This window comes from Photobacterium sp. HL06 (assembly GCF_059552575.1).
Genome location: NZ_CM183915.1, coordinates 2,172,947 through 2,185,385, shown reverse-complemented (window position 1 = coordinate 2,185,385; position 12,439 = coordinate 2,172,947). Strand labels below are relative to the sequence as shown.

Sequence of the window (12,439 nt, the reverse complement as noted above, 5' to 3'; positions counted from 1 at the left end):
GAGGTGGTCTGAGAACGATAATTTACGGCCTGATTTCTCAGGCTAGTTAATCACTGAAGTACAGCTTCAAATGTCAGGTGAACATTGACACTGGCACGGTCTGCCAGCGGATTGTTTTGTAACTCACCTTTATAATTAGCTTTCATCAGCCAGCGACCTGCGGTGTCAGGGGTAAATGTCACCATCCCCTTCTCATCACTGACCACATCAATTTGTTCCTGGTGATTACGATATAGCGTACCCTCACGGGTAATTTCCGCCGTCACCCCTTGCTGAGGCTCACCATTGAAGAAAAACTGGAATGTCACGTCCTCGCCTTCGACGATATCTGCCGGGTGGGTAACAGGAACCAGCTCAAGGTATTTACCTTCCAGCTCGAAAGCTTTATTGGTTGGTTTACCCACCGTGACGTATGTTTCAGCACGTGTGTAGCTAAGCTGAGTGACAACATCACGCGCTTTTTTAGGTAGCACGTCATCACGCTCAACTTTACTCGCCTTAGCCCACTTAACCGTGTCTCGACGCCCGGCTTTAAACTGAGTGTAATAAGAAGGAACATTGTTTACGCGGACTTTATGGGTACCTTCCTCTTCAAAATAGAAATCAAAAATTGAACGGCGCTTACCCTTAGTCACATAAGACGGCCACTGAATTCGGCCATCAGGCATGATGATTTCACCAGTCTCGCTACCGGCAGGTTTGTCGAATACAAACGTACCGTGTGACGCTGTCACATCAAATGTCAGCCAATCGCCGCCTTCTTTCGAAACGGTAAAGTGGGAAGGTACAATCCAACGTGGGTGCGCATTTGCGGTTGCTGTAACAGCCAAGCCAGCAACTACAGCACAGGCTACGGATAATGCTTTAATTTTCTTATTCTTAATCATCATTGATGCTCTTAAACTAACTATTAAAATTACAGAAATCTTTCTCGCTATTCACCGCACTAGTTAGCGACATAGTTAAGTGTGATGGTGCCGGTCTCTTGGGTCGGCACCAGCTGGCGTGTAAAGTCAGATTCACCTAGCTGAACTTTTTGTCGAATATAATTACGGCCACCATGCTCTCGTACGACTTCGGTATAGAAGGTATAGGTGCCCTGCTCTACCCGGTTACCATTATCATCAAGGCCATCCCAAACGAAACGGTATTCCCCAGCAGGACGTGTTGCCGACGTTACCGCATCAACCAATTCACGGTCATAGCGGCCAACTTTACGCCACCAGCTACGCAAATCTTTTAACCATTCATCTTTACCAACCCATAGCTGTATGGTGCGAACAGGGGTGCGCTTTGCATCTTCAATCCAAACCGCAACGTATGGCCTGGCATACATGGAGGTTTCGATCTTTGGTAATTCAAATTGAATATCCATAGATGCATTTTCCGGGATCGGCTTCGCATTGGCGGCAAAAGCCAGCGGTAGGGCGATTGACATAGCCAGAAGCGACTTGGAAATAAAGGTCATGGGAAGTCCTTTTAAAATACAATTGCTGTTAAAGGTTAAGGAACAGCAAAAAAGAAAATCAGCAAAGTGATAACCGAGCCTGCGGCTGTCCACTTTAGCGAAGTGTTAAATGTCTTTTTCTTAGGAAGTAGCAAACAAACCCCGGTCAACACGAAGAAAACCATCAGCAGTGCAGTGATATCGATAAACCATTTCCAGACCTCGCCACTGTTTCGGCCTTTGTGTAGGTCGTTAAGTACGGCGACAGCACCATAATGTGATTTTTCAATAACAGCGACTTGGGTAGTAAGATCTATGAACACTGAAGCGTTGAAGCCGGGACCTTTGTAATCCAGCGACATCTCCCCTTCCAGCAACTCACCATCTTCAACCTCAGTGAACACTTCAACATCTGAAGGCTTGCCTGAAATGTCAGCTCTTTCGGTAATAAAAGCGACCAGTTCCACTTCATCCGGTACAAAGGTATGTGTTCCAGGCGCCATCAATGCATCCGGAAGCTGCAGCACCACTTCGGCGGTTGTTGGCTGGCTTTTAACAAACAGCTCCGGCCGATTTAATGTGATGCCTGTTACCGAAAAGAACAGCACCACAAGCAGCAACGCCATCGAAATATAGATATGCAGGCGGCGAGCCCAAAGCTGAACCGTTTTATTTTTAAGCAGCATGATAGAAAACAATTAACAGTCACAAATTTTATGTGACACAATTTAATTGATAATTGTTTGCATTGGCATTCAATTTACATTGTTTACGATAGGACTGACAAAGCCGCATTACGAGGGTTCGCAATGCGGCTTTTACTACAAGGAAATGATTATTAGGTGGCTTCGCTCTCGCTGCACACCCGTTTTTGTACATTAACTGGCGCTGGCTCATAATGACTCAGCGTCATGCTGAAGCTACCTTCCCCGCCAGTGATTGCTCTTAACCGTTGCGAATAGCCTTGCAACTCATTAAGCGGCGCTTTGGCATGTAAAGAGGTCAGGTTATTAGGCTCGGCATTGGTACCAATAATTACCCCTCGATTTCCGGCAAGATCACCCGTGACATCACCGACAGCCAAGGTGGGTATCGTCAATGACAATTCAACAATGGGTTCTAACACGATGGGGCCAGCATTATTCACTGCATCCAAGAGAGCTTTCTTTCCGGCAATCACAAACGCAATTTCCTTCGAGTCTACCGAGTGGTATTTTCCATCATAAACAGTGACCTCAATGTCTTTGATTGGGTTGCCCGAAATCGCCCCTTCATCCACAGCCTGGCAGATCCCCTTTTCTACGGCGGGGATCAATGCCGTAGGGATCGCGCCTCCTACAACTTTGTTGACGAAAACAAAACCGGCCCCCGGGTCTAACGGCCGAACCCTAAGCTGAACCTCACCAAATTGCCCCGCGCCACCACTTTGTTTCTTATGACGGTAATGACCTTCTGCAGGCTTAGTGATTGTTTCATAATATTCAATACTTGGCTGAGAAGCAGCTAGCTTCAATTTGTACAAGGATTCCATCTTTTCCATCGCGATCTTAAGGTGGAACTCTCCTTGCCCGCTGAGTAATGTTTCATTAGTGCGTTTACGATGTTCAAGCCGTAAACTTGGGTCTTCCGCCGCAATTTTGTGCAGTACTTCAGATAGCTTCTGCTCATCACCACGTTTGGTGGGCCGAATCGCCAAGCTATACATAGGCGCGGGAAAACTTAGCGTGCGCATCATAATGCCATCTTCATCATGGGAGTCATGAATGACTGAATCAAAATAGAGGTCATCGACTTTCGCCAACACGCAAAAATCCCCTGCTTTGGCGCTAGATATCTCGATCCGTTTTTTTCCCTGCAGTTGGTATAAATGCCCAACCTTGAACGCCTTGTTGCTCTCTCCAATATATAGCTGGCTTCCTGCATTAATCTCACCTTGGAAAACGCGAATATAGGCAAGCTTTCCCAAATATGGATCAACACTCACTTTGTATACATGGGCAACACTGTGATCAAGCTGGTCACAATCGACTCGTATCTGTTTGCCCTTTTTTTCCAATAACGGCGGATTGCCTTCGTCCGGCATTGGCATTATTTCTGCCATTGTCCTTAATAACAGTTCGATCCCAGCCCCTGTTTCGGCAGAAACAAAACAGATAGGAATGACATGCCCAGTACGCAATGCCTCTTCAAATGGATCGTGCAATTGCTTCGGCGTTAGCTCAGAGCCTTGCTCGAGGTACAGCTCCATCAAGGCTTCGTCAACTTCAATAACCTGATCGATCAGTCGCTCATGGACGGTCGAAACACCATCAAATAATGTCGGTTGGTCATACTCAGGCGCGAAATAACAATCAACTACCCTCTTGCTATCTTCTGACGGCAAATTGATCGGCAGGCAGGCACCGCCAAAGTGTGACGAGATCTCCTCCACTAATCTCGCTAGCTGATGAGGGTTAAGATCCAGCTTATTGATAATAATCATCTGGCATTTTTGCTGCTCTTGAGCAAAAGCAAACAGACGCTCCGAGACCTGGTTAAGTGGCGTATTAGCATCAAAAACCAAGGCCGTCGTTTCGATGGCAGGAAAAACACTCAAACTCCGCCCAAGTAGTTCGGGCAGGCCCGGAGTATCAATAATGTTCATCCGGTGCTTATGCCAGGTTAAGGCTACGGGTGTAGCCTCGATACTATGCTGATACTGAATTGACTGGGGATCAAAATCAGTAACTGTATCTCCCTGCTTTACACTGCCTAAATGTGTTGTTGACTGAGACTCATACAATAGACGTTCAACTAACGTCGTTTTTCCAACCCCGCTTTGACCTATAAAACCAATATTACGAATTTCATTAACAGACATAGATGCCCCCTAGAAAAAAGAAAGACGAGTGATTGCACATTTCCATTGCGTTAGTTGGCGGATTCACCGCCTCATCGTCTTCCAAGTCATTTTCCTTATGGGAACATCCATAATCCAACCATTCAGTAACAAGCTACATATAAGCTTAACTTTAGTCCTTATAATTACTGTGAGTTAATTCATAAGAAGGGCTTTGTTGAATAAATAAGCTAGAAAGAGCACAACCAGGCTCTCGTCAACCGTGGTTCACTAACCTTCTGAATTGATGAGAATGCCTGCTTGCTGTGAAAACTGGCGCAAGCTTCATCTTGCTGTAGATACTGACACAAAAAAGCATACCCCCTACCATTTAATCACGATAAAGGGGCATGCTGTCCAAATCACCTAACGGCGATTATTCTTTGCTGACCTGCTTTAAAATTAAACTTAGCAGCTCACCCTCTCCTTCTTCAGGTGCTGGATTACTCCATTCGCCAGACTTATCCATCCAAAATGATTTGACGGAAAAATATTCACCATCAGTTTCTACGATTGACATGTTCTCTGAGGAGCCAACATAGTCTTGATGGGTAATAGACAAAAGCAACCTGCCATCGTCAATCTGCCAGTCAAAGCCGAACTCGCCATCCTCGGCATCCACAAAAGCCCCTTTGTTATTCGGGTCAAAGCGCAACCGTTCATCTTCTACATAAATAGGCGCGCCTTGCGGATCGGTTCCATCAATGAAGAGAATTGCCCAGGTTGAAGATTTATCATTATTACCCACTAACATATCTTCGGTGAATTTCAGTACCGCACCATCAGTCCTTACCTGGCATTTTTCAACCGCTTCATGGTAGTCCGATATACGGTTGTAGGCAGCTGGTTGATCGAGCTCTTCATTCCACGGACTATTACCGTAGTCGCATTCCGTGATTGGATTATCCTCATACTCACGGAAGACAAGACTCCAAACATCTTTGATCCACTCACCACCTTCCTGGTAGACATCGTAGGTAATGAAACTACTCTGATCATCCGAGTACAACAGGTTTGCCAGCAGCATATATTCGTCTGGGTTTGAGCTATCCCAAATCAGCTTGAGATAACCTTCTTCGGTACGCTGCCAAGTACGAGATGTGCTTTCTTTTCGCTCTCCAGCGCGGAAATACGTTACCGAGTTATCAGCATTGAACTGGTAAGATCGAGTATCGCCGTCACCACGTACACGAACAAATTTGGTACTGGCTATATGGGCGGCATCTTCCTCTGTTACAACGTAGTGGCCACCGCATGATTCAATCGCATTGGTAAAATCTTCAAACGTTGCGTTAGGTATATCAACGTTACAACGCCGAACGGTATAGTCTTCAGGAGGGGTAAACGTGAAACCAGACGACCAGATCTCTTTCAACTCAGTATTATTTTCTGTCCATTCACTGTAGAGCTTGAAGCTGATCCGGCTATCATCACTGCTTACGTAGGCAAAATAATCCAAGTCGCCATTGCCGTAATCAACCACGACAACGCCATCTGAATTGATCTGCCAGGTAAATTCATCATCTGGATAACCGTTTCTGAAATACTGCCCTGTACCATCCTCGTTAAACACCCAATGGCGTAGTTCACCACGGCCGTTTATACGATATATTTCAGAACCAGCGACATCTGATGTAGTTGTTACTTCATATTGGCAAGTATTCGCGCTATCCATAAACTCTTGATAACTCGGACTACCTAAAGGAACATCATTGGCCTCATCCCACTCAGAGTCACCATCGGTACATACGGTATACTCTTTAACGCCTATTCCCAGCGCTTCAGCCCGCAAGTTTGCCTGTGCCTGATCGAGATAGAACTCACCAAGCCAACTAGTCCAGCTATAAGTATTCATACCTTGATTTGTATTGAAGCTCTCAACGTCGACCATCATTCGCCAATAGGCGTTATACCAATCCCAAGGCTCATCAGTAACCGGTACCGAAATAACTATAGAGCCAGAGCCGTTATCATTAACTAGCCACCCCTCCTGAATACCGTCGTTGGTTAACGTAATATCGAGTAGTTGGTAACTACCATCTTCACTGCCGGTGATTGCGGCGTTGTTGGTAATAAAATGCCATGTCACAGGTTGCCCGTTCTCATCGATTCGGAAAGACGAGGTTAAGACTTTTCCGTCATAATCGCTAAGCCCTGGCAATGCTGCAGACGTGATCTGGGCTAGCTCATAATTTTGAGCACGCAGCGCCTCGACCTGGCCTGCTAGATCAACAACATTCTGACTACCCCATTCAGCGAATCGGTGACCGAGCCACATGCCATTGTCCAAGCGTTGGTAAACCTTATAATCCTGCCCCATATCATCAGCCAGTACGGTGAAGTTTTCACGGTCTTGGCCAAAATAACTATCATCTATCGCAAACATCGACCAATTTGATGTCTCGACCACTTCGATCTCACTCACTTCGCGGTTCTGAGTCTGGTACTGACTAAATAGCACCCCAGTAGGATTTGCTTCATCAAGTAACTTGATGTGACGTCCATCGGTTTCATCAAGCAAATAACGCTTGCCGGACTGAAGCGTTGTTTTCAGGCCATCCAGCCAACTTACTTGCTGGTTAACTTCATACCACTGCGGACCAAGTTCTCCCGCTTTTCCCTGAACATATGTGTAATGGGAGTATTCTTCAAAATCAGTACTATGTGGGTTTGCCCATATCGGACGCTGGTAGGCAAAGGTATAGCCTTGTCCCTCATTGAGGGTGAGCTGAAAACTGGCGTTAGGTGTACCATCAGCCCCCCAGTCACGCTCTTCTTCGAAGCTACTGAGTAGATCGCCATTATATATTCCCACTGAGTGATAACTATACTCGGCGGCATACTCTTCGGCATCAAAGTCAAACCCTTCAAGCGGATACTGTTCGAAGTTTGTGGTTACCGTTTCTGTACCCTCGCTGAGTACCTGGGTAACACTGAAGTGTTGAATGATATCGACCCCGGTCAGATCCTTAGCATCAATCTGCGCAGCTATATCCAGGTTATCAAACTGACGAGGTTCGGTACCATTGTCTCCTCCCTCTGGCTGAGCACTGCCTTCATCAACATAGCGCCAGAAGGTTTCCCCCTGGAGAGCACGATTACCGCGATCCAGAGCCTTTCCTCTAAAGGTAACCAATCCATCCTGGTTGAAGTCATACTCCCAGTTCGAAGTACGAGAAAACTCCCCTGATGGGTGCATTAGATCGGTTTCCTCTTCCTTACCGAAATATCCTTGATTATCAGCCATGGTATAAGTGACAGTTTTGGTCGTTTGAATATCACCGTTATTGAACGTTTCAACGATAGAAACAGTTGTTGTTTGTAGTTCTCGAATATCACTGAGCAAATGGATCAGCACTGGCCCGGTTTGGAGTACCGTATTAGTTACATCAGCAACCGATTTTTCCGCATTAGCAGGATAAGCATCACCATTATCACCAACCTCATCACCGTCAGAGTCAGCCCACTCGGTACTGTCATCAGGGAACCTGTCAGCTAAGTTATCACCATAATTATCACCGTCGGCATCTGCCCATTCCGTGCTATCTTCCGGGAATTTATCCGCTAAATTATCGCCATAGTTATCGCCGTCGGTATCCGCCCATTCCGTACTGTCTTCTGGGAATTTATCAGCAAAGTTGTCACCATGATTATCGCCGTCGGCATCTGCCCATTCGTTTTTGTCACCCGGAAATTTATCGGCTAAGTTATCGCCATAATTATCACCGTCGGCATCTGCCCATTCCGTACTGTCGTCTGGGAATTTATCAGCAAAGTTATCACCATGATTATCGCCGTCGGCATCAGCCCATTCCGTACTATCATTTGGGAATTTATCGGCTAGGTTATCACCATAATTATCGCCGTCGGTATCAGCCCACTCAGTGCTATCAAACGGGAATTTATCGGCAAAGTTGTCACCGTATTCATCACCGTCGGTATCCTGCCACTCAGTAATATCTTCTGGGAATTCATCATCTTGGTCAGCAACACCATCTTTGTCAGAATCGACGTCGACGACAATGCTTTCATTTACTATTCGGTCAAAATCATAATCGTCACTAACTTCTTCGCCGCGGTCACTTTTCAGTGCAGTACCCACCTCATCACCTTTGTCCAGCACCTCAGTCAGTGTTGACTCGAGGGTATTCGCATTCAGATCATCTTCCTCTTCGGGTAAAATCCCAGACGAGACCAACGATTTCGCTGATTGCTGAACTAACTTAACTGCAACGGTATCCACCTGAGGATTATTATCCCCGTAGTCACCCAATATTAGGTCGACATCGATGCCTAATATCCCGGCAACTTCCGTTATCGCTTCGTCAGCCGGAATACCCTCACTACGGACCTTCATGTCAACCATGGTTGTCAAAGGGCTGACAACATCACTACCAGCAGGCGCAGACATAATAAAGTTCTTAGTGACTGTTACATTAGGGTTGTCTTCATCGATTGTTTTGCCCACAACCGCTTTTACTACAATCGGATACTGTTCTGGGTTTTCTATCCCGGTTGTATTTAACTCCGCAACGCCTTTATCACCACTTTCTGTTCTCGGCTCTCCAGTATCGAGTTGGTAATCTTCATCAAGATCCAACCAAACAACTGCCTTATTGAGATACCCATCGATGGCTGTCACACTCATCGATGTCTGGGGTTGAGGGTTAGGCTCTGGCGTTTCAATAGCGGTATTATTACTACTTTCATCGCCACAACCAGCTAGCATCAGTAAGGTCCCCAGCCCTACTGCGATAGCAAGAGGATGTCGTTTCATCATACTGTTCCTTGTATCTCTTCTACGATAAAGTGATCCTAGGCTCCCACGACATACCAAGAAACCATACTGGCCCTAACGTGATACCTATTCATCAGAAAGGCCTATGAACAGTAACTCATCTTCATCATGGCGGTAATGGGTCTGAGCACTAGATAAATCACAACTTAATGATGGTTATAGAGCCTACTCTGGATGTCAGCATCCCCCGTACGGGGGATAAGTAGTCTGTCGCACAAGAGAGAAAAGTGAATTCATGATCTCGCTCATGAGTTCAAAAAGATAATGAAACGACGGGCTTTAAAACAAAGCCTGTGATGGGACTAATTGAGGGCATAAAAAAGGGACCAATTAAGATCCCTTCGCTTCATTCATTCATTCATTCATTCAAGATAGAGCTATCTATTTGTGGGTACTCTACGAACACTTCGTGAACACTTTATAAAAACTAACACCGGAAAAATTCTAGTTGCTTATGCTGCTGTTCAGCCAAACGTGACAGCTCTTCACTAGCACTGGCACTTTGGGTGATCCCAACAACGTTCTGGTTTACCAACTCAGACATATTCACCACGTTCTGATTAATATTCTGGGTAACCTGCGATTGCTGCTCTGCTGCCGCAGCCACTTCGGTATTCATATCACCGATCATATCAATCGCATCGGTAATTCCACCCAACACTTCGTTGGCCAGCCCGGTTAGCTCTTCCGATTCCTGCAACATTTTCAGCGACTCTTGCATACCAGTATTAGCATTGGTTGACTGGATCTGCAGATCTTCAATAATAGCTTGGATTTCACGAGTTGAATCCTGAGTTCGTGCAGCAAGCATTCTGACCTCATCAGCAACTACGGCAAAACCTCTACCTGATTCTCCAGCCCTGGCAGCTTCAATAGCCGCATTTAGCGCCAACAAGTTCGTCTGCTCAGAGATTGCCTGAATAACTTCGATAACTTTGCTTACCTGTTCAGATTGCTCACGCAAATGCGTAACAACCTGTGCGGCTTCCGTCATCTTTGCAGATGTTTCGCGGTTTGCCTGCTCGCTCTGAGCAAATACAGCCAAACCTTCATTTACCATCTTATGACTCTGCTTAGCGCACACATCGGCTTCAGAAGCATTACCGCTGACATTTTCTGCCGTACTCGATAATTCATTAACCGCCGAAGCAACCTGTTCTATTTCGCTCAACTCACCTTGAGCATTGTTTTGAGCCGATACCATCACTTCCGCCAGCTCTGTCGAGGCCGAAGCCACTTCCTCACTAATACGATTAAGTGAACCAATTGTGTCCTGCAACTTGCTAAGTGTCTGATTAAGGTTTTGGTTTAGCTGACTGATTTCATTATCACCCAGCGCATCTGTTCGTACCGACAAATCACCCAGGGCAACTTTCTTCAATGCATTACATACTGCCATTATCGGGTTAACAATAAGCCCTGATAGATACCACGCAATCGCCAAGCCGATAACCAAAATAATAGCCATAATAACCATTACTCCTTGCATCATCTGGCGGTAATCCGATTCAACTTGCTCAAGCTCAACCTTGACGCTGTCATCAATGGCTGTAGTTAGCTGATCAATGGCATCAATCAATTCAGTGCCTACCTGGCGAAAACGGGAAGCGAGCTTCTCTTCATCTCCGATCGTCACTTGCCCTGAGCTCTTCATCGCCACAAACGGCTTTAGCTCCTGCTGCACAAAACGCTGGTAGCTTTCCATTTTATCTCGAATAACTCGGACATTATTGGCTAGGTAATCGTTCTGGCTGAGCTGGTTAAGCAATTTGATATTATCTTGAAAGCCATCTTTTACCGCTTTGTCTAAGCCCGCCAATACAGTCTTGTCGTAAAGACTATAAATGGCGCTCACTCGCACCTTGAAGGTATTTTCCAAGACCTCCTTTGCAATACTCGTTTCAGACAGAGCATTGTATGTGACCGCATTACTTGATGCTCGTTGCTGACGTGACTCCTTGGTCACTATCACAAAAGCAACCAACATGATCAAACAGATCATAATGACGGGTAATAGAACTTGTTTTCTAACAGACACGTTATTGAGATTAAACAGCATGATCCAGCCTATGGCGCTTCGTTTACATTACAAAATTCAAACGAATTTAGCATGGCTTCATGTTGAAATATTGATTCTTATCAAGAAGTTATAGAATCAATATTGTCAATAAAATGACTTTCAGTGTTCGCGAAATTGACGCTGATTTATTTAATTTAATATCAATGGGTTATAGTCACCTGACTTTTACATCCTATGATATATGTTTCTTTGTTGACCCATTTACCGGCACAACGATCACACAATACAACTTCCATGGACGTCCCGCAGCATACAGACACAGTGACTGAACGCTATACATAGAGAATCAAATCTTTCCCCTCAACATTCCCCCCGACCGCAATGAACTACTCATTACTGAGGTTTAATTGCACTAGTTGTCGACTCAATAACATCATCAAAAAAAGCAGTCACATCATCCCTGTTTAACCAATCGGGCTTCAGCCTGAAATCACTCCAATTGGTCAATTGCTGCCAAGTGTTGTCCCATGGTGGGCTTTGAACAACTAACACACCTATCAATATGAATTGGAGTGTGCTTATTACCGGGTTGCGGTTGGAACACAACTTGAGCGCTGAACCAAACGACATTTTAATTTTTCGGTTAGCCAGATCAACACTGTAAGCCTCATCCAGCAATAAATGCACAATGCCACCACCTGTCAAGAAAAGCCCAGATAACCAACTGGTCATTTCGCTGTACCCGAGCAAATAAATAAGGGATACGCAGCCTATACCCGATAAGAAGATAAAAGCCAGCGAATGGCAGCAGCCTCGATGAATCGTGACTTTTTCTAACAACGCCTTGAAATTATGTCGTATCGTAAAATAACAAAACGAAGCGTAAACGATCAGCTCAAGCATCGAGACCATACGGTAGATATGTCCGACAAAGCCGAAAGTGATCAGCCCACCAAACAGCCTGAACAAGGTGCTCATTGAGGTGGAATTGTCTGAATCAATATCTGGCAACAATCCACCCATGGTGCCAAGAAACATCAGCCACAAGGCTGTGATCGGAACGATATGCCCTGCTGATAATAATGCGGTAGCCGCTAAACTACTGGTTAAAGCGGCCGATCCAAGATGCATTTTGAAATTAGCCACAAGTCTTCACACTGAACAAGGCCATTGAATCATTTACAGCTTAGTATTGCTGTCCAACAGCCATTGCCTCTTTAACTGGATAAATAACCAGTATTATGTATTAATTCTTAATGACATCAATGAAAATTATATAGTTCAGGCCATTGAATC

General features: G+C 45.3%; 7 protein-coding genes. All 7 read right to left on the bottom strand.

Features of this window, described 5'->3' with window-relative positions; all coding sequences use genetic code 11:
• Positions 1-50: 50 nt before the first annotated feature.
• Entirely contained in the window at positions 51-887 is an 837-nt protein-coding gene (locus AC51G0_RS27645) for a DUF4198 domain-containing protein (RefSeq protein ID WP_496304229.1), read from the bottom strand.
• Positions 888-946: 59 nt separating this feature from the next.
• Positions 947-1,468, bottom strand: coding sequence for a DUF2271 domain-containing protein (locus AC51G0_RS27640; RefSeq protein ID WP_496302778.1), 522 nt, complete (start codon positions 1,466-1,468; stop codon positions 947-949).
• Between the two features lie 35 nt (positions 1,469-1,503).
• Positions 1,504-2,133, bottom strand: coding sequence for a PepSY-associated TM helix domain-containing protein (locus AC51G0_RS27635; protein ID WP_496302777.1), 630 nt, complete (start codon positions 2,131-2,133; stop codon positions 1,504-1,506).
• 152 nt (positions 2,134-2,285) lie between these two features.
• On the bottom strand, positions 2,286-4,307 hold the full coding sequence (gene fusA, locus AC51G0_RS27630; protein ID WP_496302776.1) for an elongation factor G: 2,022 nt from the start codon (positions 4,305-4,307) through the stop codon (positions 2,286-2,288).
• 394 nt (positions 4,308-4,701) lie between these two features.
• Positions 4,702-9,105, bottom strand: coding sequence for a hypothetical protein (locus AC51G0_RS27625; protein ID WP_496302775.1), 4,404 nt, complete (start codon positions 9,103-9,105; stop codon positions 4,702-4,704).
• Positions 9,106-9,550: 445 nt separating this feature from the next.
• Positions 9,551-11,182, bottom strand: coding sequence for a methyl-accepting chemotaxis protein (locus tag AC51G0_RS27620; protein ID WP_496302774.1), 1,632 nt, complete (start codon positions 11,180-11,182; stop codon positions 9,551-9,553).
• Between the two features lie 354 nt (positions 11,183-11,536).
• Positions 11,537-12,289 carry a metal-dependent hydrolase gene (locus AC51G0_RS27615; protein WP_496302773.1) on the bottom strand — a complete coding sequence of 251 codons (753 nt, stop codon included), beginning with the start codon at positions 12,287-12,289 and terminating at the stop codon, positions 11,537-11,539.
• Positions 12,290-12,439 lie beyond the last annotated feature (150 nt).